Raw genomic sequence first — 21,706 nt, forward strand, 5'->3', positions numbered from 1 at the left:
GTCACCGTGCCGGGCGCGCGCCTGGCCGGCCTGCAGCCGGGCCAGTACAACATCGTCGTCGAGGCGGCCCGCGAACTGGGCGGCCGCGAGGTCGTGCGCGTGCCCTTCCGCTGGGGCGCGGCGAACACCGGCGCCGGAACCGGCTCCACCGAACTGGGCGCCGTGCGCGTCGCCGTCTCTCGCTGAGGATCACGACCATGAAGAAGACGATCGCCCTTCTGACGCTCGCCGCCGCCCTGGCGGCGCCGATGGCGGCCCAGGCCCACCGCGCCTGGATGGCGCCGACCGCCACCACCCTGTCGGGAACCGACGCCTGGGTCGGCTTCGACGCCGGCATGTCCAACAAGGTATTCGACCCCGACCACGCCGCCATGCGGATGACTGGCCTGACCATCACGGCGCCGGACGGTTCGGCGGTTCAGCCCGAACACGCGATGCAGGGTCAGTATCGTTCCACCTTCGACGTCCATCTGACGCAGAACGGCACCTACAAGATCGCCAATGTCATGAGCGGCGTGATGGCCAGCTACAAGCTGAACGGCGAGCAGAAGCGCTGGCGCGGGACCGCCGCCGAATACCCCGCCGCCCTGCCGGCGGGCGCGACCGACGTCCAGGCGACCCGCACCGCCAGCCGGATCGAGACCTTCGTCACCCTGAACAACCCCACCGAAACGGTCTTCAAGACGACCGGCGAGGGGCTGGAGCTGGTTCCCGTCACCCACCCCAACGATCTGGTCGCGGGCGAGCCGGCCACCTTCAAGCTGCTGAACAACGGCCAGCCGGCTTCGGGCCTCGAGGTCACGGTGGCGCGTGGGGCGATCCGTTATCGCGACAATCCCGAGGAATCGACGGTGACGACCGGCGCCGACGGCGCCTTCACCATCACATGGCCGGCAGCCGGCATGTATTGGCTGAACGCCTCGGTCCGCACGGCGGGGCAGGGCCAAACGCTCGGGTCCAGCGCCAGCTATGTGGCGTCGGTGGAAGTCCTGCCCTAAGCGAGCGGGATGTCCGACACCCCCTTCTCGCGCGGTTCTCGCGCCGCGCCCTCCGCCGTCGTCATCGGCGAGCCCGGTCCGCTTGCGGACCGGGCCGACAATCGCGTCCTGGTGCCCCTGATCGAGGGCGCGCCGCCGCGTCCGCCCAGCGATCTGATCCATGCGCTGGACGGCCAGACCATGGGCACGACCTGGAGCGCGCGCGTCATCGCCCCGCCCGGCGTCGGCGAAGCGGCCGTTCGCGACGCCGTCGAGCAGGAACTGGCGGCCGTCGTCGGCCTGTTCAGCCCGTGGGAGCCGTCCAGCGAGATCAGCCGCTTCAACACCGCGCCGGCCGGCTTCTGGGCGGTGTCCCAGCCGTTCTGGGATCTGCTGGATGCGGCCATGACCCTGGGCGACGAGACGAACGGGGCGGTCGATCCGACCCTGGGCGCGCTGGTGGATCTGTGGGGGTTCGGGCCGCCCGGACCGCGCTCGGCCCTGCTGCCCATGCCGTCCGAGGAAGAGATCGCGGCGGCCATGGCGGTGTCCGGCTGGCAAAAGCTGCGGCTGAATCCCGATGCGCGCGGCGTTATGCAGATGGGCGGGATGAAGCTGGACTTCTCCGGCATCGCCAAGGGCCATGCGGTGGACCGGGTGTCGGACCGGCTGACGGCCATGGGGGCGACCTCTCACCTGATCGAGATCGGCGGCGAGCTGAAGGGGCGCGGCGTCAAGCCGGATGCCCAGCCCTGGTGGGTCGAGATCGAGCGCGTCGAGGACAGCCCCGCGCCGCGCACGGTGGCGGCCCTGTTCGACCTGGCCGTGGCGACCAGCGGCGATTACCGCCGCGCCTTCGTGCATGACGGGCGGCTTTATCCCCACACTCTGGACGGCTCGACCGGCCGTCCGGTCAACAGCAACCTGACCTCCGTCACCGTCCTGCACGCCTCGGCCATGATGGCGGACGCCTACGCCACGGCCTTGACGGTCATGGGGCCGTTCGAAGGGCCGGACTACGCCGAGGCGGCAGGTCTGGCCGCCCACTTCGTCGAGCGCACCGAGCGCGGGCCGGTCGAGCGGATGACGCCGGCCTTCGCCGCCATGATGGACGATCCCGACGGAGATCGGCCGGGGTGACAGCCGATCCGCAGCGCTGGCTGTGGGCGGTCGGGGCGGTTGTGCTTTGGCTGGCCCTGATCGCCGTGACGGTCTGGCGCGAACGGCGCGCGGCGACCCTGGCCCGCGCTCGCTCCGACGCCATGGCTTCGGGTGGATCGGGGCAGGGACGGCCCATCCTGGTCGCCTTCGCCAGCCAGACGGGCTTTGCCGAGGAACTGGCCTGGATGACGGCGCGGGCGCTGGGCGACGGCGGCGTGGGTGCGCGGGTGCTGTCCTTCGCCGATCTGGATATTGAGACGCTGAAGACGGCGGACCGGGCCTTGCTGATCGTCTCCACGACGGGGGAGGGCGATCCGCCCGACACCGCCGCCCGTTTCGTCAGGAAGACGATGACGGTCGGCGCCGAACTAGGCTCCCTGCGGTTCGGCCTGCTGGCCCTGGGCGACCGCAGCTATGACCAGTTCTGCGGCTTCGGCCATGCGGTGGACGGCTGGCTGCGGCGCGCGGGCGCCGAACCCCTGTTCGACATGGTCGAGGTCGACAATGGCGAGGCCGGCGCCATCCGTCACTGGCAGCATCAGCTGAACCAGATCACCGGCAGCGTGACGGCCCCCGACTGGACCCCGCCGGCCTACGACCCCTGGCGGCTGGTCGAACGGACGCTGGTCAATCCCGGCAGTCCGGGCGGCGAGGCCTGGCATCTGGCGTTCGAGGCCGTGGGCGAGGCGCCCCATTGGTCGGCCGGCGACATCGCCGAGATCGGCCTGCCGGAGCGGGACGGCGCCACGCCCGGCTCGCGCGAATATTCCATCGCCTCCCTGCCGTCGGACGGCCGGGTGGAGTTCCTGATCCGCCTGATGCGCCATCCCGACGGGACGCCCGGCCTGGCCTCGGGCTGGCTGACGCAAGGATTGGCGCTCGGCGACGAGATCGGGATGCGGTTACGCCCCAACCGCAGCTTCCATGGTCCGGATGACGCCACGCCGATGATTCTGATCGGCAACGGCACCGGCATCGCGGGCCTGCGGGCGCATCTGAAGGCGCGGACGGCGACGGGCGGAGCCTGGCTGCTGTTCGGCGAACGAACCCAGGCGCACGACGCCTTCTTCGATGCGGAGCTTCAGGCCTGGCTGGCTTCGGGCGTGCTGAAGCGGCTGAACCGGAGCTTCTCGCGCGATCCCGGCGACGGGCGGTATGTGCAGGACCTCGTCGCGGCTACAGCCGACGAACTGCGTGCCTGGGTCGCGCGCGGTGCGGCGATCTATGTGTGCGGCAGCCTGGAAGGGATGTCGCAAGGCGTGCATGCCGCGCTGGAAAGCGCGCTGGGCGCGGACGTGGTGCTGACCATGCTGGAAGGTGGACGCTACCGCCGCGACGTTTACTGACGTTTCCGCTCATCCCGGCGAAAGCCGGGACCCAGCGCTTTGGATGCTCAAGCCCGATGCGTCTGGCAAGCTGTCGATCCTAGGCGTCATGGCTTGCGAAAGGACTGGGTCCCGGCTTTCGCCGGGATGAACGGTTATTTCAGTCGATCCAATAGCTCGGCCGCGAATGTGGACAGGGTGTCGTCGCGCGCGCCCATAACGATGATCCGGTCGCCCGGCTTGGCGATCGCCAAGATCCGGTCGCCGCAGTCCCCGCGCGTCTGCAGGGCCTCGGCCTGGCGGCCGGCGGCGCGGACGCCGGAGGCGATGTCCTGCGACCCCACGCTGCGGTCGGTGGTGCCGCCGTAATAGACCGGCTCGGGCATCAGCAGCACGTCGTCTGGGCGCATCAGACCGGCGAAGCCCTCGGTGAACTCGGTCTTCATCAGCTTCAGCGGGCCGAACCCGTGCGGCTGAAACAGGATCAGCAACCGGCCGTCGAAGGCGTGCAGCGTCTTCAGCGTGGCGGCGATCTTGTCCGGGTTATGGGCGAAGTCGTCGATGACGGTGATGCCGTTCGCCGTGCCGACCACCTCCATGCGGCGGCGGATGCCGGCGAAGGTCTCCAGCGCCTTGACCGCCTCGCCCACCGGCACGCCCAGCGCCTTGACCGCGCCCAGCGCCGCCAGAGCATTGGCGACATTATGGGCGCCGGGCACGTTCAGCACGGCGTCATATTCGCTCCAGCCCTCGATCAGGCGGAACTTCATTCCCGTCGGCAGGGGCTGCAGGTCGTGGGCGGACAGGTCGGCCTTTTCCTCGCCCAGGCCGAAGGTGATGGCCTTGCCGGGCGCAAGCGTCTGGGCCAGGGCCGCCGTCTCGGGGTTGTCCAGGTTCAGCACCGCCGTCGCCGCCCGTGCGGTGAAGCCGCCGAACAGGTCGCGCAACTCCTCCATCGACTTATGGTCCAGCGAGATGTTGGAGACGACCGCGACAGTTGGGTCGTAGCGGGCGATGGAGCCGTCGCTTTCGTCCACCTCCGCCAGGAACAGATCCGGTCCTCCGATCAGGGCGCTGGCGAACGGATGGTCGGCATCGGCGAAGTTCTTCATCACCGCCCCGTTCACGACGGTCGGGTTGCGGCCGGTCTGATGCAGAATCCAGGCGATCATGCCGGTGATGGTGGATTTGCCGCTCGTGCCGGCCACGCCGACCGAGGTCTGGGCGGCGTTGAACAACTGGCTCAGCAGTTCGGGCCGGGTCTGGATCGGGGCGCCGACGCGGCGGGCCGCGCCGATGTCGGGCACCGTCTCCTCGATGGCGCCGGTGGCGATGACCTGCTGGCTGGCGCGGGTGACGCCCGATCCGTCTTGCGGATGCAGGGTCACGCCGTGCGCGCGCAGCCAGTCGAATTTCTCGGGCGTGCGGCCCTGATCCAGGGCGCGGTCGGAGCCTTCGATGGCGTTCCCGCGCGCCTGGACGATCATGGCCAGGGGCAGCATCCCCGATCCGCCGATGCCGCAGAAGAAGTAGGAGGCGCTGTCGGTCATGGTGCGATAGGAATGCCGTCGGCGCCCGACGGCGGCGCCTGCAAGTGCAAATGAATCCGTCAGGAGACGTCGTGGCCCCGGAACGCGATCCCCGCAAGACCGCATTGGCGATGATCGACCCGCAAAAGGGGATTCAGGGCGCGCGGGAGGCGGAGGCGTGAGCCGGAAGTTCAAGATCGGCGTCGTCTGCGCCAGTTCGCGCTTTTCCCGAGAACGGGCGGACGCCGTCAACACCTGGTTCGCCCAACACCATCCCGACGGCGATGTGGCGGTGGTCTTTCATCCCGCCTGTTTCCTTAAGCACGGCCATTTCGCGGGCGACGACCGGGCGCGGGCCGACGCTTTTGTCGAATTCGCCAATGACCCGCGCATCGACGCCATCTGGTTCGCACGCGGTGGATACGGGTCTTGCCGCATCGCAGAATCCGTCATTCCCCGGCTGAACGCCACAGCCCGCAAGAAACGCTATCTCGGCTATTCCGACGCCGGCAGTCTGTTGGCCGGAATGTACAAGGCCGGGTTCCAGCATCTGGCCCACGGGCCGATGGCCTCGGATTCCGTGCGCCATGACGAGACGGCTGCGGGCGCCGTCGCCTGGCTGACCACCGGGCGCGGCGACTGGATCGAACCGTCGCTGGCCGATGATCCGCGTCCCGCCGTCGCCTTCAACCTGACCATCATCGACCAACTGCTCGGCACGGTTCTGGAGCCGGACCTGACCGGCCATGTGCTGATGCTGGAGGAGGTGGCCGAGGCCGCTTATCGCATCGACCGCATGATGTTTCATCTGACGGGGCAGGACAGTATGAAGCGGGTCGCGGGAATTCGCCTCGGGCGCGTCTCCGACATTCCGGAGAATGATCCCGATTTTGGGCAAACGCCGGAAGAGATCGTTCGATACTGGTGCCTGAGGTCGGGCATAGCCTACCTGGGATCGGCCGATATCGGGCACGACGGCGCCAACAAGATCGTTCCTTTCGGTCCGCGTTGAGTCAAACCGTGCGCGGCGCAAAAGACACAGTCTTGCCTTGATCGTTACGGTGAAGCTTGTCGGCCTCTCGACAGCGGCGGGCTCTCGACGTCAGATGCGGGTCCGCGAGGCGTTAGGACTTCGTTAAGCCAAGGCGTTGGGGGACGCTGCGGTTTACGCCTTCTGCGATGCGGCGGTTCGTTCGGCTATCGGGGGATGACTGGACGGACCGCCTGATCGGCCCGATATCGACGCAGAGGCCCGCAGGCCCTAAGGATCGCCGGGTGCGTTTCGACGAAAGATTCATCGATGAACTGAAGGCCCGCCTTCGGCCGTCCGACGTGATCGGGCGGACGGTGAAGCTGAAACGTCAGGGTCGCGAATACGTGGGCCTGTCGCCCTTCTCGAAGGAGAAGTCGCCGTCGTTTTTCGTCAATGACGACAAAGGCTTCTTTCACGACTTCTCGTCCGGCAAGCACGGCGACATCATCAGTTTCCTGCAGGAGACGGAACGGCTCAGCTTCGTCGAGGCGGTGCAGCGGCTGGCGGGAGAGGCGGGGATGCAGCTTCCCGCCGAAGACCCCAAGGAGGCCGAGCGCGAGCAGAAGCGGGCGGGTCTGTCGGACTGGATGGACCTGGCCCAGAAATGGTTCGCCGCCAACCTGCGCCGCACGCCCGGCAAGGCGGCGCGGGAATATCTGGAAAAGCGCGGCCTGCCCGAGGATCAGTGGGAGCGGTTCGGCCTGGGCTATGCGCCCAATGACCGCGAGGGGCTGAAGCAGGCGCTGATCCAGCGCGGCGCCAAGCCCGCTGACCTCGTTGAGGCCGGGCTGTTGATCGCGCCCGAGAGCGGCGGCCAGCCCTATGACCGCTTCCGCGACCGGCTGATGTTCCCCATCCTGGATGCGCGCGGGCGGACCGTCAGCTTCGGCGGCCGGGCGATGAACCCCGATGACCGGGCCAAATATCTGAACGGCCCGGAAAGCCCGCTGTTTCACAAGGGGGCGACCCTCTACGGCCTGCCCGAGGCGCGGCGCATTCTGGGGGCGGAATCCAAGAACGACCAGGCCATCATCGTGGTCGAGGGCTATATGGACGTCATCGCCTGCCAGCGCGCGGGCCTGCCGGCCGTCGCGCCAATGGGCACGGCCCTGACCGAGGAGCAGATGGCGCTGCTATGGCGAGTCAGCTCGGAACCTATCCTTTGTTTTGATGGCGATCCGGCAGGGCAAAGGGCAGCCTTCCGTGCTGTGGAACGCGCACTGCCGCTTTTGAAGCCTGAACGCAGCTTTCGGTTTGTGACGCTGACCGGCGGGCAAGACCCAGATGATATGTTGAGGGAGAAAGGTGCGCCGGCGCTGCGTGAAGCGATGGGTGTAACCACTCCATTTTCGCGAATGCTGCTCGACCGGGAGATGGCCGAGGTTGGGGCTCTCGATACGCCCGAGAAGGAAGCGGGTCTTCTGGTTCGGTTACGTAAAGCAGCAGCGACCATCGCCGATCCCGACTTGGCTAGGACCTACAAAGACTTTCTCGTAGGTGCCTTCTATCAGCGGGTTCGCCCTTCACCTGAAGAAAAAAGAGCCGCGAATAGGGTCATTTACAGGGACCGAAAAGCTCGATCGATGGCTCCGATCATGGACGTGACGCCGGAGGCGCGCGCTGCTGCCATCACCTTGGCGCGTGCGCCTCGTCCGGTCTTGGCTGCCATTGTGGAAGGTCTGATCGCTCATCCTGACACCGTCAATGAACGTGGCGAAACATTAGCGACCCAAAGCTTCGGCGACGTCGGCCTTGATCGTTTGGTCAGCGATCTCGTGAGGCTGACCTATGAAGCGCAGGCGATGAGCAATGGTCTGCTGAGGTCACGACTATTGGCAATGGGACATGAGGAAACGCTCAGGCGGATAGACCGCACTGCCGCAATAGCCCATGCCCCGTTTTTGGACAGCGCCGCATCGCTTGAAGTTGCAGCGGCGGGATTGAGCCGCGCAGTGGATGTCCTGCTTCAGTCCATGGCGCTCAGTCGAGCGATGAATGAAATGAAGTCCGAGGAAAGCTTCGATAGCCAGGCGTTCATTGGTTTGAAGGGACAACGTGACGCCTTGGACCGCTTCATATCCAGCGGCGAAATCTGGACAGATACGGCCACCTTGCACTGACAAGTCGTTGGGTGTTGGCGCTGTATAGGTTAGGATCAAACTATGGATGGTTCTCAACCTGTCAGGATCACGCGAGACGGCGACCATCAGGTCGTCCATCTGCCCAGCGGCGTGTCAGTCCCAACCGACGCGGTGGTTCGTCAGGAAGGCGGGCGGTTGATCATCGAACAAGCCGGACCTGCCTTGGGATCGGTCGAGCGGTTGCTCTCCGTGTTGGCGACGATGGAGCCTCTCGAAGAGCGCCTCGACTCGATCAACGATCCTCTGCCTGAGCCGGTCGATCTTTGAGCGGCTATATGCTGGACACCAATGCGGTGTCGGACCTGATGTATGATCCGCTAGGTCCAGTCGGGCAGCGTATGGCTATGGTCGGCACAGGCGATATCTGCGTCAGCTTGATTGTCGTCGCCGAGTTGAGGTTTGGTGTCGCCAAGTCTGGCTCGGCGCGCTTGGCCGCTCAGTTAGACAGGGTGCTTTCTGGCTTGTCGGTCAGGGCTTGGGATGCGCCGGCCGATCAGGTGTATGGCGACATTCGCGCCGATTTGCACAAAAGTGGTCAGCCTATCGGCGCCAATGACCTGCTGATCGCCGCTCATGCCTTGGCGCTAGATTGCATCCTCGTCACCGACAATGAACGCGAGTTCTCGCGTGTGCCCGGTCTGCGGGTCGAAAACTGGTTGCGCGACGATTGACGCGGGCGCGCCTTGACTCCGCCGCCCTGCGACGCCATCTGGCGCAATCGGGTCATGATGCCTTAGTGCGCGAGGTCGAGAAGGCGGCGGCGAAGTCCGGCGCGCCATTCCTGGCCGCAAATGCGCCCCTCGCCGAGGCAAGGGTCCGATGGTCGCAGGCGTTCGACGCTTCAACCCGCGTAGCGGCGTTGGAGGACGCCTTGTCCCAGGCGCGTGGCGTGCCTGGGCAGGATGAGGCGTTCCGCCGGCTGAAGGCCGAGCGGGATGCGCTTCGCCGTGCGATCAAAGCCGGGACGATTTGGGAAGACAGCGCGGGCGCGTAACCTTACGCCTCGCCAGGCATTGTATTTTTCGCCGGGGCGGATTGATCACCCCCTCCGGCTGGAGACAGACTGACTATGAACGCACAGACCGAGACGCAGGACGCCGAGGTTTCGACCGACGGGCCCCTGCTCGATCTGACCGACGCCGGCGTCAAGAAGTTCATCAAGCAAGCCAAGGCGCGCGGCTATGTGACGATGGAGGAGCTGAACAAGGTCCTGCCGTCCGAAGAGGTGACCCCCGACGCGATCGAGGACACCCTGGCCATGCTGTCGGAAATGGGCGTCAACGTGGTCGAGGCCGAAGAGGACGCGCAGGAGCAGCAGTCCACCGACGTCGCCGCCGCCGCCTCCACCGGCGTCGCCGAAACCCCGGCCAAGGCCGCCTATGACCGCACCGACGACCCGGTGCGGATGTATCTGCGCGAGATGGGTTCGGTCGAACTGCTGAGCCGCGAGGGCGAAATCGCCATCGCCAAGCGGATCGAAGCCGGTCGCGACGCCATGATCTCGGGCCTGTGCGAAAGCGCCCTGACGTTCGAGGCCATCATGGTGTGGCGCGACGAGCTTGAGAACAACCGCATCCTGCTGCGCGAGGTCATCGACCTGGACGCGACCTATGGCGTGCTGAACCCGTCTTCCGTCCCCGGCGCCGAACAGCCCGAGGGCGAGGAGGACGAGGCCGAGGAAAAGCCAGCGGCGGAAGAGAAGCCTGAATCCGACGACGAGGACGACGACGACTTCGACGACGGCGGCGGCATGTCCATCTCGGCGCTGGAAGCCGAGCTGCGCGACGGGGTGATGGAGGTCCTGAATCTGATCGCCGCCGACTTCGGCGCCTTCCGCGCTCTGCAGGACAAGCTGGTTCAGGTGCGTCTTAAGGGCGAGGTCCTGAGCGCCAAGGACGAGAAGGCCTATCAGGCGCTGACGCTGTCCATCTCGGACCGTCTGAAGACGATGAAGCTGAACAACAACCGCATCGAGGCGCTGGTCGAGCAGCTTTACGCGATCAACAAGCGCCTGATCGGTCTGGAAGGCCGCCTGCTGCGTCTGGCCGACAGCTACGGCATTTCGCGGCCCGAGTTCCTGAAGGCCTATTTCGGCGCCGAACTGGACCCGACCTGGACCGAGCGGATCAAGGAACAGGGCGTGCGCTGGACCAAGTTCAGCGACAACGAAGCCAGCCAGATCGCGACTATCCGTTCCGACGTCGCCGCCGTGGCGTTGGAAGCCGGCCTGCCCATCGACGACTATCGCCGCATCGTCCAGACGGTGCAGAAGGGCGAACGCGAAGCCCGCCAGGCCAAGAAGGAAATGGTCGAGGCCAACCTGCGCCTCGTCATCTCCATCGCCAAGAAATACACCAACCGCGGCCTGCAGTTCCTGGACCTGATTCAGGAAGGCAACATCGGTCTGATGAAGGCGGTCGACAAGTTCGAGTATCGGCGCGGCTACAAGTTCTCGACCTACGCCACCTGGTGGATCCGTCAGGCGATCACCCGCTCCATCGCCGACCAGGCGCGCACCATCCGCATCCCGGTGCACATGATCGAGACGATCAACAAGATCGTCCGCACCAGCCGCCAGATGCTGCATGAGATCGGCCGCGAGCCGACGCCGGAAGAACTGGCCGAAAAGCTGGCCATGCCGCTGGAGAAGGTGCGCAAGGTCCTGAAGATCGCCAAGGAGCCGATCTCTCTGGAAACGCCTATCGGCGACGAGGAAGACAGCCACCTGGGCGACTTCATCGAGGACAAGAACGCCGTCCTGCCCATCGACGCCGCCATCCAGTCGAACCTGCGTGAGACCACCACGCGGGTTCTGGCCTCGCTGACGCCGCGCGAGGAGCGGGTTCTGCGGATGCGTTTCGGCATCGGCATGAACACCGACCACACGTTGGAAGAGGTCGGCCAGCAGTTCTCGGTCACCCGCGAACGCATCCGTCAGATCGAGGCCAAGGCGCTGCGCAAGCTGAAGCACCCGTCCCGGTCGCGCAAACTGCGGTCCTTCCTGGACAGCTGATACGATCAGGGGCGGCTCCGACGGGGCCGCCCTTTTTCGTTGAGCGAGCGACATGGCCCGAAAGCACGTCAATCTGGGCACGGCGCCGGCCAAGGCCGATCTTTTGACCAAGGTCTGCGTCGCCTGCGGGCTGTCGTTCACATGGCGCAAGAAGTGGGCGCGGGACTGGGATCAGGTGCGGTTCTGCTCGGATCGATGCCGGGCCAAGGGGGCGTCGGAAGACCGCCGATAGGCGGCTCTCCGCGTCGTGACCACGGAGGAGGCGGGAATCAGATAGCGTCCCGACCATGCTATCCCCCTCACGCCTGTCGCCCCTTCTGATCGCCCTCGGCGTCGTGCTGGTCCTCAGTGGTTGCGTGCGGCGGCCGCCCGAGCCGTTGCGGCCGTCCTCGCCCTATCCGTCGCGGACGGAGGCCCCGCTGGTCGGCGGGCTGGTGGATCGGGCCATCGACGGCGGGACCCAGGCCCTGGTCGTGCGCGAGGGGAGCGATCTGGGCCGGTGCCTGGCCGAGTTGAACGCCGCGCGCGTGCGGTTCAGCCCCGTGCCGGATCGCCAGAACACCGCGACCTGCGGCCTGCATCAGGGCGGAGTGCTGGGCGCGGATCTGGGGACGGTGGCGCGCATGACGCCGGGCGATGTGGAGATGACGTGCCAGACGGCGCTGGCGCTGAGCATTTGGCGCAGGCAGTCGCTGGAGCCGGCGGCGCGCGAAATCCTGGGCTCGGACGTGGTCCAGATCGATCATATGGGCGCTTACGCCTGTCGAAACGTGAACAACGGCGTGGGGTCGAACCGGATCAGCGCCCATGCCCAGGCGGCGGCGCTCGACTTCGCCGGGGTGCGGTTGAGGGACGGGCGGCGCATCACCGTGACCAGGGACTGGTCGGGCGACACGGCCGAGGCGCGATTCCTGCGCCGCATCCGCGACGACGCCTGCCGCATCTTCGGCACGACGCTGAGCCCCGACTACAACGCCGTCCATCACGACCACCTGCACCTGGAGGCGACCGACACGCGCTTCTGTCGCTGAGGCAACGCTTTGGCGCGGGGCGGATTACGCCCCTATGCGCGGTGAACTGAAGACCTATCAGGCCAAGCGCCGGTTCGGCGAAACGCCGGAGCCGAAGGGCGCCAAGGGCAAGCGCGCGAAGGGCGGCTTCCGCTATCTTATCCAGCGTCATGCGGCGACGCGGCTGCATTATGATTTCCGCATCGAGGCGGACGGGGTGCTGAAATCCTGGGCCGTGACCAAGGCGCCGTCGCGCGACACGGCGGTGAAGCGTCTGGCGGTCGAGGTCGAGGATCATCCGCTGGATTACGGATCGTTCGAGGGCACGATCCCCGACGGCAACTACGGCGCCGGCACGGTGCAGATGTGGGACGTCGGCACCTGGGAGCCGCAGGAGCCCGATCTGGCGGCGGCCTGGGCCAAGGGTCAGATCAAGATGATCCTTCACGGCGAGCGGCTGAAGGGCAAATGGGCGCTGATCCGGTTGAAGAGCGACCGGGGCAAGCCGTCCAAGCGCAACAACTGGCTGCTGCTGAAGGAGAAGGATGACTTCGCCGTGGCGGGCGAGGGCGACGCCCTGGCCGAGATCGACGCCTCGGTGACGACGGGGCGGTCGCTGGCCGAGATCGCGGACGGAACCAAGGAATGGACGGCGTCCAAGCCGACGGGGCGTAAAAGTCCGGCCAAGCCCCGGCCGTCGAAGGCGGCGGCGAAGGCGAAGACGCCGCCGGCCTTCGCGCCGATCCAGCTGTGCAAGGTCGCCGATCATCCGCCGGGCGGCGCGGGCTGGGCGCACGAGATCAAGTTCGACGGCTATCGCATCCAGATCGGCGTGGGCGGCGGTCGGGCGGTGTTGCGGACGCGCAAGGGTCTGGACTGGAGCGACCGTTTCCCGGATCTGGCGGCGGATGCGGCGACCTGGCCCGATGCGGTGATCGACGGCGAGCTGTGCGCCCTGGACGACGATCACATGCCGGACTTCGGCGCGTTGCAAGCCGCGATCTCGGACGAGAAGACAGGCGGCCTGGTCTATTTCGCCTTCGACCTGTTGTTCGAGGGGGCGGAAGATTTGCGCAAGCTGCCGCTGTCGCATCGCAAGGCGCGACTGCAGGCCTATGTGGACAGGATCGGAAAGGCGGGTACAGCGAGGCTGCGCTACGTCGAACATTTCGCCTCGACCGGGCAGGCGGTGCTGGAGAGCGCCTGTCGGATGGATCTGGAGGGGGTGATCTCCAAGAAGCTGGACGCCCCCTATCACGCGGGCCGATCCTCGACCTGGCTGAAGTCCAAATGCCGAGGGCGTGACGAGGTGGTGATCGGCGGCTGGTCGTCGGAGGGCGGGACGCGGTTTCGCTCGCTGCTGGTCGGGGTGCGCGACAAGAAGGGCCTGCGCTATCTCGGCCGGGTCGGGACCGGCTATGGCGAGGCGGTGACGAAGACGCTTGTTCCGGCGCTGAGGGGCGTGGCGGCGGACAGGTCGCCCTTCGCCGGGGCGGGCGCGCCAAAGGCGGCCAAGGACATCCATTGGGTCGAGCCGGTGCTGGTCGCCGAGGTCGAGCATGGCGGCTATACCGAATCCGGCTCGCTGCGGCAGGCGGCGTTCAAGGGTCTTCGAGAAGACAAAACGGCCGGCGAGGTCACCGAGGCGCCGCAATCGCCGACGGAGATGGGCGACGGCGAGAAGGCCACGACGACGGTGCGGTCGGCCAGCAAGCCCGGCAAGGTGGTCGTGGCGGGGGTGACCATCTCCAGCCCCGACAAGGTGCTGTGGCCCGCGCTCGGCGACCGGCCGGCGATCACAAAGGCGGACTTGGCCCGATATTACGAGGCGGCCGCCGAGCGGATTTTGCCCCATGTGGCAGACCGGCCGACCTCGATCATCCGCGCGCCCGAAGGGATCGGCGGCGAGACCTTCTTCCAGCGGCACGCCATGGCGGGGTCGAACCCGCGCCTTAAGCTGATCGACGTCAAAGCGCGCACCCCTTACGTCGCCGCCGTAGATGTGGGCGGGCTGGTCGCCATCGCCCAGTCGGGCGGGCTGGAGCTTCACCCTTGGGGCTGTGCGCCCGGCCAGCCGGAAATCCCCGAGCAGATCACCTTCGACCTGGATCCGGACGAGGGGCTAGACTTCGCCGATGTGATCGCGGCGGCCAAGGTCGTGAAGGCGAAGATCGAGGGGCTGGGTCTGGCCGCCTTCGTCAAGACGACCGGGGGCAAGGGGCTGCACGTCGTCGTGCCGATCAAGAGCGACGCCCGCTCGCGCATCACCTGGGATCAGAACAAGGCTTTCGCCAAGGCGGTGGCCGAGGCCATCCGCGTCGAGGCGCCGGATCGGTTCACCACGACCCTGGCCAAGAAGGCGCGGGGCGGAAAGATCTTCATCGACTATCTGCGGAACGGACGGATGGCGACGGCGGTGGCGCCCTGGTCGCCGCGCGCACGGCCGGGGGCGGGGATCGCGTTTCCGCTGTCGTGGGGGCAGGTGAGGGCCGGTCTGCACCCGGCGGCGTTCAACCTGTGGACCTATCAGACGCTGCTGAAAAAGCCCGACCCGTGGGCGGATTTCCGGGCCGCAGCGGTCAGTTTGAAACCGGGGCTGAAAAAGATGGGCATGCTCTGACCCCGCTCTTCCCGGCGAAAGCGGTGATGAGCGGAAGTGAAAATGCGTTAGGCGGCGGCCTTTTTCTTCGGCGCCGGCTTCTTCTTCGGAGCCGCCTTTTTCGCTGGCGCCTTCTTGCCCTTCGTCTTCGCGCCTGTCGCCGATGCCTTCAGGCTGTTTCGCAGGGCCGCCATCAGGTCGATGACATTGGTGTCGTCCGGTTCGGCGACATCGACCACGCCCTTGCCGCCCTTGGACTTGGCCTTGATCATGGCGCGCAACGCATCGTCATAGCCATCCTTGAAGTCGGACGGATCGAAGTCAGCTTCCTTCTGGCCGATGATGCGGGCGGCGATCTCGACCATGTCGGGATCGGCTTTTACGGTCGGGATGTCGTCGAAATAGTCGTCGGAATCGCGAACCTCGTCATGGGCGCGCAGGATGTAGGCGACCAGCCCCTTGTCCCTCACCTCCAGCGCCAGTTGGCGCTCCTTTCCGCGCAAGACCAACTGGCCCAGCGCCACCTTGCCCTGTTTCTTCATGGCGTCGCGGATGACGGCGAAGGCCTCGACGCCCGCGCCTTTCTCCGGGACGACGAAGAAGGGGTCGTCCCAATACAGCCGGTCGATGTCCGCCTCATCGACAAATTTGTCGATCGAGATGGTCTTGGTGCTTTCCAGCTTCACCTTGTCGAAGTCGGCGTCGTCGAACAGGACGTATTCGTCCTTGGACACCTCATATCCGCGCACCAGGTCGCTACGCTCGACCGGGCCGGTGTCGGGATCGGTCGGCACCATGCGGATGCGGTTGTTGGTTTCGGGATTGATCAGATGAAACCGCACGTCATTGGTGCTGGTCGTCGCCGTGTAGAGGGCCACCGGACAGGTGACCAGCGACAGCTTCAGATGTCCTTGCCAGGTGGGACGGGCGGCCATGTCGGTTCTCCTCGATCCCTGACAATGCGTCAGGGCGATTTGCGTTCGAACAGGAGCCGCCGTCGGGCCTTCAGGCCTTGCCGTCGAAGACGACCTCGAACCCGCCCCACATCATGCGCTTGCCGTCGAACGGCATGTCCATGTTCGCAAAGCCCGGATCGTCCTGCATCCGGGCGAAACAGGCGTCGGCCGTGGCGCGGTCGGGCCAGGTGATCCAGGAAAAGAGCACCACCTCGCCCTCCTCCAGTTTCACGGCCCTGGGAAAGCTGGTCAGTTTGCCGTCGGGCACGTCCTCGCCCCAGGTCTCGGTCTGGGCCAGGGCGCCGTAGTTCTGAAACAGGGGCCAGGACGCCTCGGCGGACTTGATGTAGCGCGCCTTGTCGTCGGATTTCACGGGGGTCAGGAAGCCGGTCACATAGGTCATAGGTCGTCTCCTTGGAGGGGTTCAGAGGTTGGGGACGGCGGCCGGGTCCATCCACATGGCTTCCCAAATATGGCCGTCCGGGTCGGCATAGCTGCGGCCGTACATGAAGCCGTAATCCTGGGTCGGGTTGGGGTCGATCCGGCCGCCTGCGCCGCCCGCCTGATCGACCACGGCGTTCACAGCTTCCCGGCTGTCCCTGGACAGACACAGCAGCACCTGGGCCGAGGCGTGGGCGTCGGGGATCTGGCGGTCGGTGAAGGTGCGCCACTTGTCGTGGGTCAGCAGCATGACGTGGATCACGTCCGATAAGACCATGCAGGCGGCGGTGTCATCGCTGCATGCCTGATTTCTGATCGCGCCGACGGCTTCGTAGAAGGCGATCGACCTCGACAGGTCGGCGACGGGCAGGTTGATGAAGATCAGCTGGGGCACGGCGTTTCCTATCATGGTTGTTTGCGAAACCTGCCTTCGAAGATTACGATAGTCAACTATGACGTTAGAAAAGATAACTGAGAAGGTGGGGCGTAGATATCACGACGCTTGTGGGGCGGCGCACGGGCTGGATCTGATAGGCGAACGCTGGGCGCTGCTGGTGATCCGCGAACTGATGATGGGGCCGCGCCGGTTCGGTGATCTGAGAAAGGATCTGCACGGCATTTCCGCAAACGTGCTGACCCAGCGATTGGAGGGGCTGGAGGCGTCGGGCATCCTGCGGCGCAGGAAGCTGCCGCCGCCTGCCTCGGTTCAGGTCTATGAGCTGACGGACTGGGGGTATGAGATCAAGCCGGTCTTCATGGTGCTGGGCCGTTGGGCGGCGCGTTCGCCCCTGCATGACCCGACCCTGCCGATCAGCGCGGTGTCGATCATGCAGTCGTTCGAGACGATGTTCGATCCGGTCCTGGCGGGAGAGGCGGTCCAGACCCTGGGCTTCGTCTTCGGCGACGAGCCGTTCGTGGTCCGTGTCGAAAGCGGCGCCATCACGACGCGCCGGGACGCGACGGACGCCGCCGAGGTGGTGATCTCGACCCAACCGCCGCTGGTCGCAGCCTGCGTCTATGGCAAGGTTGCGCCGGCCGTATTCGAGGGCGACGGCCTGATGACCCTGACCGGCGACCGAGCGGTGTTCGAGCGGTTCGTAAGTTTCTTCAACCTGCCGGAGAAGGCGGGCGCCTGACGGATCACGCCAGGATGTCCAGCAGGGTTCCGGTCATGTCGTCGGCCGTGCGGGCGACGGCGGCGTTGGCGTCGAGGGCGGTCTTGGCCTGGAGGCGTTCGACGGTTTCCCCGGCGAGGTCGGCCAGCGGCGCGGCGGCGGTTCGGCGCGCGCCGGTGTCGAAACGGGTCTGGGCGTTCGTCATTCCGGCGGCGGCGATGGACAGGATTTGCATGGCGGGGTCCGGGCGAGGGGCGTTCGGTCCCCAAAGTGCGTCTTTCAGGTCAACGCCGCCTGAAGGATCAGGGTGAACGGCGTTTTCCGCCCCGCTTCAGCCTTTATCCGTGTATAGAGCGTCACCATTCGCCCGGCCTGAGGTCTGACCTCGGCCGGGCGCGGTCGTTTCGGCGACCGCCCTTGTCCGTTTGCCCAGGTTTCCCATGCCCTTTCCCGCCGTCCACCCCGCGCTCGATCGCGCCCTGATCAACAAGGGCTATGCCGAACCCACTCCAGTTCAGGCCACCGTTCTGGAAGGCGAACATGCGGATCGCGACCTTCTGGTCTCGGCCCAGACCGGATCGGGCAAGACGGTGGCGTTCGGTCTGGCCGCCGCTCCGACCCTGTTGGGCGACAAGCCGATCTTCGGCCCCGGCGGCGCGCCGCTGTGCCTGGCCATCGCCCCGACCCGCGAACTGGCCATGCAGGTCGCGTCCGAGCTTCAGTGGCTGTACGCCGATTCCGGCGCCAAGATCGCCACCTGCGTCGGCGGCATGGATGCCCGTCGTGAAGCCCGGGCGCTGGGCTTCGGCGTCCACATCGTCGTCGGCACGCCCGGTCGCCTGAAGGACCACATCGACCGGGGCAACCTGGACCTGTCGGAGTTGAAGGTCGCCGTCCTGGACGAGGCCGACGAGATGCTGGACATGGGCTTCCGCGAGGATCTGGAGTTCATTCTGGACCAGGCGCCGGCCGAACGCCGCACCCTGCTGTTCTCGGCGACCATCGCGCGCGACATCGCGACCCTGGCCAAACGCTATCAGAAGGACGCCGTCCGCATCGACGCGACGGACAAGACGCGCCAGCACGCCGACATCGAATACCGCGCCTATCGCATTGCGCCCAACGAGATCGAGCACGCGGTGGTCAACACCCTGCGCTGGTTCGAGGCGCCGCGCGCCATGGTCTTCTGCTCGACACGCGACAGCGTGCGTCACCTGCAATCCTCCCTGCTGGAGCGCGGCTTCTCGACCGTCAGTCTGTCGGGCGAAATGGGTCAACGCGAGCGTACCGACGCCCTGCAGTCGCTGCGTGACGGCCGCGCCCGCGTCTGCGTCGCCACCGATGTCGCCGCGCGCGGCCTGGACCTGCCGGACCTGGGGCTGGTCATCCACGCCGAATTGCCGATGAACCGCGCCGGCCTGCTGCACCGTTCGGGCCGGACCGGCCGTGCGGGCAAGAAGGGCGTTTCCGTGATGCTGGTCCCGCACTCGCGTCGTCGCAAGGCCGAGCGGCTGATGGACGAGGCGGGGGTCGACGCCGTCTGGTCGGGCGCCCCGACCTTCGATGAAATCCGCAAGGCCGACGAAGGCCGTCTGCTGTCGCCCGAGTTCTTCGAGGCCGATGTCACCGACGAGGACATGATCGTCGCCAAGCGCATGATCGCCGAGCGCACGCCCGACGAGATCGCCGCCGCCCTGGTGCGTCTGCTGCGCAAGGAGCAGCCTGCGCCGGAAGAACTGTCCGATCCGGGCGCCGATCGCGGCCCCGCCAAGCGCGACCGCATGGTCCGCAACGACGACGGCACGGCGGCCCAGCCCTGGCCGGGCGAGCGTCTCGGCGCCGACGACGTGGTCTGGTTCCGCCTGGATGTGGGCCGCAACAAGAACGCCGACCCTAAATGGCTGATCCCCCTGATCTGCCGCATCGGTGGCATCGCCAAGCCCCAGATCGGCGCCATCCGCACCTTCCCCGAAGAGACCCGTTTCGAAATCGCCAAGACGCATGAGAAGGCGTTCCGCGAAGCCGTCGCCGCGTCCAAGGACGAAGTGAAGATCACGCCGTCGGAAGCTCCGACGCCCGGTTCGATGAAGGCCAGCCGTTTCGCCGGCAAGCCGCGTCGCGAGGACGGCGACCGTCCGTTCAAGAAGACCCCCTACAAGCGCGCCGACGGTGGCGAGGGCGACGCCCGCCCGCCGTTCAAGAAGAAGCCCTGGGCCCCAAAGGCGGCTGAAGGCGGCAAGGCTTCCGGCGACAAGCCGTTCGCCAAGAAGCCGTTCAAGGCCAAGCCGGGCTTCAAGAAGGACGGCTTCAAGGGCAAGCCCAAGGGGTGAACGGATCCGCCCCGTCTGGCGGGGCGGATCGCGTGACTTGCCACCCGTCAAATCCGGGCGCAGGCTGCGGCCATGAGCACGCCGTCCGCGCCCCAGGGACGATACGCCTCGTTCGAGGCCTTCTATCCCTATTACATTCACGAGCATTCCAACCGCATCTGTCGGCGCATCCACGTCGTGGGCACGGGCCTGGTGATCCTGGCCTTCGCAGCCTTTCTGGCGACGCAGAACGGATGGTGGCTGCTGGCCATGCCGCTGTTGGGATACGGTTTCGCCTGGGTCGGGCATTTCTTCTTCGAGAAGAACCGTCCGGCGACGTTCAAATATCCGCTATGGAGCCTGATGGGTGATTTCCGCCTCTTCTTCGAGACGGTGTCAGGTCGCCGAAAGTTCTAAGCAGCAGGCTTCGATTTCAAGCTGTGCGATTACCTGAAAGCCGGTAGAGTGCCCTTCCACGGCGGACGCCGTTGCTGGAAGGAGCCTCAATGAAATCCATCGCCTTCGTCGCCGCCGCTTCGGTCCTGCTGGCCCCCGGCGTCAGTTTCGCCCAAAAGGGCGGCGCCAAGCCCGACTTCACCCTGGAGCCCAACTACGGTTCTGTGCGGCTGGAGACCGGGTTCACGCCCGACCCCTGGACCAAGTCGATCCTGGCCGGCGGCTCCATCCCCGCCTCGGCCGCCAAGTCGGGGTGCGAGGGCAAGGTCAGCGCCGCCCCCGATCTGCAGCTGAACTACACCGCCGGCGACCTGGACCTGACGATCAGCGCCGCGGCGTCCGAGGACACCACCCTGCTGATCAACACCCCGGGCGGCCGCTGGTACTGCGATGACGACGGCGGCGGCGAGTTGAACCCGCTGGTGACCATCTCGGACCCCGAAAGCGGCCGTTACGACATCTGGCTGGGGACGTACAACGACAGCATGGTCCAATCGACGCTGAAGATCAGCGAACTGGGCGGCTCCGACAGCACGTCCGGCGGCGCACCGGACATGGACCTGGAGCCCAACTATGGAACGGCCACCCTGCGTGGCGGCTTCACGCCCGATCCGTGGACCAAGTCGATCATGGCCGGCGGCTCCGTGCCGGCTTCGGCGGCCAAGTCGGGATGCCAGGGGTCCGTCAGCGCCGCGCCGGACATCCAGATCTTCTTCGAACCGGGCGAGGGGGATCTGACCTTCCGCGTACGGTCTTCGGAAGACACGACCCTGCTGGTGAACACGCCGAACGGCCGCTTCTATTGCGACGACGACAGCGGCGGGGATCTGGACCCCAAGGTCACCATCACCAATCCCCAGAGCGGCCGCTACGACATCTGGGTCGGCACCTATAACGACAGCATGGTCCAATCCACGCTGGAAGTGTCCGAACTGGACTGACGCGCGCCGGGCGTCCGCAGACGCGAAAACGCCGGCTGACCCGATCGGTCAGCCGGCGTTTTTCGTTTCAGGCAGGATCAGTTGGAGGCGTTGGTCCAGGCCGGGGGGCAGCCGTCGAAATCGCCGGCGTCCACGATGGTCAGGGTCCGCATGTTCAGGCGCCGCGCCTGGGTCATCGAACCCCGGCCGTTGCCGGTGAACAGATCGACCTTCTGGCCCTTGATCGCGCCGCCCGTGTCGGAGGCGTACCAGTAGCCGTCGTGGATGGTGCCGTCGGCCAGACGCATGCCGACCGTCTCGCGGATGAACAGCTTGGTGCGGCGGGGAATGACGCGGGGATCGACCGCGACGGTCCGCATGGCGATCGGGCGGCAGCCCAAGGAGTCGTTGCCCGTCGCCCCGCCGCCGCCGGCGTGATAGAGGCGGGCCGAGGCGCGCCAGTCGGGATCGCCGGCCATCAGTTCGGTCTGTTCGGCGTCCAAGGCCGTTTCGACGGCTTCGGAACCGATCGTTTCGGCAGGGGTTTCAGCCCTGACCTGATCCGCGGCGACTGCGACATTGTAGGGGACAGGCCCGCTCGTCATCGACGATAGGGCGGCCCAAAACATGGCGAGAGCAGCGGACGCGCCGATCATAGGCTTGGCTCAGGAGACACCGGCTCCCAACGCCGCCGGCGCGCGTCTTTTCGCGTTAACTTGTG

At 66.5% G+C, this 21,706-nt stretch carries 23 protein-coding genes; 17 read left to right on the forward strand and 6 right to left on the reverse strand.

The window, feature by feature from the left end; genetic code table 11:
* From RTU05_RS06320 to RTU05_RS06335, 4 genes are all read left to right on the forward strand, one after another.
* Positions 1-186: DUF2271 domain-containing protein (locus tag RTU05_RS06320; RefSeq protein ID WP_312596661.1), on the forward strand; the 186-nt coding region annotated here is incomplete at its 5' end.
* An 11-nt stretch (positions 187-197) separates the two neighbouring features.
* Positions 198-998, forward strand: coding sequence for a DUF4198 domain-containing protein (locus tag RTU05_RS06325; protein ID WP_312596663.1), 801 nt, complete (start codon positions 198-200; stop codon positions 996-998).
* A gap of 9 nt (positions 999-1,007) precedes the next feature.
* Complete coding sequence (locus tag RTU05_RS06330) at positions 1,008-2,117, forward strand: FAD:protein FMN transferase (RefSeq protein ID WP_312596664.1); 1,110 nt, start codon at positions 1,008-1,010, stop codon at positions 2,115-2,117.
* Positions 2,114-3,484 (forward strand): sulfite reductase subunit alpha, encoded by a 1,371-nt coding sequence (locus RTU05_RS06335; protein WP_312596666.1) that lies wholly within the window; start codon positions 2,114-2,116, stop codon positions 3,482-3,484. The genes RTU05_RS06330 and RTU05_RS06335 overlap by 4 nt, the downstream gene beginning before the upstream one ends.
* 134 nt (positions 3,485-3,618) lie before the next feature.
* Here the strand turns inward: RTU05_RS06335 and murC are convergent, their stop codons facing one another.
* On the reverse strand, positions 3,619-5,013 hold the full coding sequence (gene murC / locus RTU05_RS06340; RefSeq protein WP_312596668.1) for a glutamate ligase domain-containing protein: 1,395 nt from the start codon (positions 5,011-5,013) through the stop codon (positions 3,619-3,621).
* Between the two features lie 157 nt (positions 5,014-5,170).
* Between murC and RTU05_RS06345 the strand changes: the two genes are divergently transcribed.
* The 9 genes from RTU05_RS06345 (at position 5,171) to ligD (ending at position 14,809) form a co-directional block, all read left to right on the forward strand.
* Complete coding sequence (locus RTU05_RS06345) at positions 5,171-6,004, forward strand: LD-carboxypeptidase (protein ID WP_312596669.1); 834 nt, start codon at positions 5,171-5,173, stop codon at positions 6,002-6,004.
* Between the two features lie 263 nt (positions 6,005-6,267).
* On the forward strand, positions 6,268-8,145 hold the full coding sequence (gene dnaG, locus RTU05_RS06350) for a DNA primase (protein WP_312596671.1): 1,878 nt from the start codon (positions 6,268-6,270) through the stop codon (positions 8,143-8,145).
* 156 nt (positions 8,146-8,301) lie between these two features.
* Positions 8,302-8,433 (forward strand): hypothetical protein, encoded by a 132-nt coding sequence (locus RTU05_RS06355; RefSeq protein WP_312596673.1) that lies wholly within the window; start codon positions 8,302-8,304, stop codon positions 8,431-8,433.
* Between the two features lie 8 nt (positions 8,434-8,441).
* Positions 8,442-8,837 carry a type II toxin-antitoxin system VapC family toxin gene (locus tag RTU05_RS06360; RefSeq protein WP_312596675.1) on the forward strand — a complete coding sequence of 132 codons (396 nt, stop codon included), beginning with the start codon at positions 8,442-8,444 and terminating at the stop codon, positions 8,835-8,837.
* Entirely contained in the window at positions 8,834-9,160 is a 327-nt protein-coding gene (locus tag RTU05_RS06365; protein WP_312596677.1) for a hypothetical protein, read from the forward strand. The genes RTU05_RS06360 and RTU05_RS06365 overlap by 4 nt, the downstream gene beginning before the upstream one ends.
* A 75-nt stretch (positions 9,161-9,235) precedes the next feature.
* A complete protein-coding gene (rpoD, locus tag RTU05_RS06370; protein WP_312596679.1) occupies positions 9,236-11,179 on the forward strand; it encodes an RNA polymerase sigma factor RpoD in 1,944 nt (647 codons plus the stop codon).
* A gap of 52 nt (positions 11,180-11,231) precedes the next feature.
* The gene (locus RTU05_RS06375) at positions 11,232-11,411 is read left to right on the forward strand and encodes a DUF2256 domain-containing protein (RefSeq protein ID WP_312596681.1); all 180 of its coding nucleotides are present in this window, start codon (positions 11,232-11,234) and stop codon (positions 11,409-11,411) included.
* Between the two features lie 55 nt (positions 11,412-11,466).
* Positions 11,467-12,210 (forward strand): extensin family protein, encoded by a 744-nt coding sequence (locus tag RTU05_RS06380; protein ID WP_312596682.1) that lies wholly within the window; start codon positions 11,467-11,469, stop codon positions 12,208-12,210.
* 34 nt (positions 12,211-12,244) lie between these two features.
* Entirely contained in the window at positions 12,245-14,809 is a 2,565-nt protein-coding gene (gene ligD, locus RTU05_RS06385) for a DNA ligase D (protein ID WP_312596684.1), read from the forward strand.
* A 47-nt stretch (positions 14,810-14,856) separates the two neighbouring features.
* On the opposite strand, the gene RTU05_RS06390 is transcribed toward ligD, so the two are convergent.
* The 3 genes from RTU05_RS06390 to RTU05_RS06400 all read right to left on the reverse strand — a co-directional run bounded on the left by RTU05_RS06390 (position 14,857) and on the right by RTU05_RS06400 (position 16,579).
* Positions 14,857-15,723 (reverse strand): Ku protein, encoded by an 867-nt coding sequence (locus RTU05_RS06390; protein ID WP_312596686.1) that lies wholly within the window; start codon positions 15,721-15,723, stop codon positions 14,857-14,859.
* Between the two features lie 70 nt (positions 15,724-15,793).
* Positions 15,794-16,147: a DUF1428 domain-containing protein gene (locus RTU05_RS06395; RefSeq protein WP_312596688.1), complete on the reverse strand. Its 354-nt coding sequence runs from the start codon at positions 16,145-16,147 to the stop codon at positions 15,794-15,796.
* 21 nt (positions 16,148-16,168) lie between these two features.
* Positions 16,169-16,579 (reverse strand): VOC family protein, encoded by a 411-nt coding sequence (locus RTU05_RS06400; protein ID WP_312596690.1) that lies wholly within the window; start codon positions 16,577-16,579, stop codon positions 16,169-16,171.
* Positions 16,580-16,637: 58 nt separating this feature from the next.
* On the opposite strand from RTU05_RS06400, the gene RTU05_RS06405 reads away from it, so the two are divergent.
* Positions 16,638-17,321: a helix-turn-helix domain-containing protein gene (locus RTU05_RS06405; protein WP_312596692.1), complete on the forward strand. Its 684-nt coding sequence runs from the start codon at positions 16,638-16,640 to the stop codon at positions 17,319-17,321.
* A gap of 4 nt (positions 17,322-17,325) precedes the next feature.
* Here RTU05_RS06405 and RTU05_RS06410 read toward each other — a convergent pair whose 3' ends face one another.
* Complete coding sequence (locus RTU05_RS06410; RefSeq protein WP_312596693.1) at positions 17,326-17,535, reverse strand: flagellar hook protein FlgE; 210 nt, start codon at positions 17,533-17,535, stop codon at positions 17,326-17,328.
* Between the two features lie 205 nt (positions 17,536-17,740).
* Here RTU05_RS06410 and RTU05_RS06415 point away from each other — a divergent pair, with 205 nt between their 5' ends.
* The 3 genes from RTU05_RS06415 (at position 17,741) to RTU05_RS06425 (ending at position 21,006) form a co-directional block, all read left to right on the forward strand.
* Positions 17,741-19,630 (forward strand): DEAD/DEAH box helicase, encoded by a 1,890-nt coding sequence (locus RTU05_RS06415; RefSeq protein ID WP_312596695.1) that lies wholly within the window; start codon positions 17,741-17,743, stop codon positions 19,628-19,630.
* Between the two features lie 72 nt (positions 19,631-19,702).
* A complete protein-coding gene (locus tag RTU05_RS06420; protein ID WP_312596697.1) occupies positions 19,703-20,026 on the forward strand; it encodes an Mpo1-like protein in 324 nt (107 codons plus the stop codon).
* A gap of 89 nt (positions 20,027-20,115) precedes the next feature.
* A complete protein-coding gene (locus tag RTU05_RS06425) occupies positions 20,116-21,006 on the forward strand; it encodes a hypothetical protein (protein WP_312596699.1) in 891 nt (296 codons plus the stop codon).
* 77 nt (positions 21,007-21,083) lie between these two features.
* On the opposite strand, the gene RTU05_RS06430 is transcribed toward RTU05_RS06425, so the two are convergent.
* A complete protein-coding gene (locus tag RTU05_RS06430) occupies positions 21,084-21,641 on the reverse strand; it encodes a 3D domain-containing protein (protein ID WP_409411596.1) in 558 nt (185 codons plus the stop codon).
* Between the last annotated feature and the right edge of the window lie 65 nt (positions 21,642-21,706).

This window comes from Brevundimonas sp., from assembly GCF_032017145.1.
Lineage (GTDB): Bacteria > Pseudomonadota > Alphaproteobacteria > Caulobacterales > Caulobacteraceae > Brevundimonas.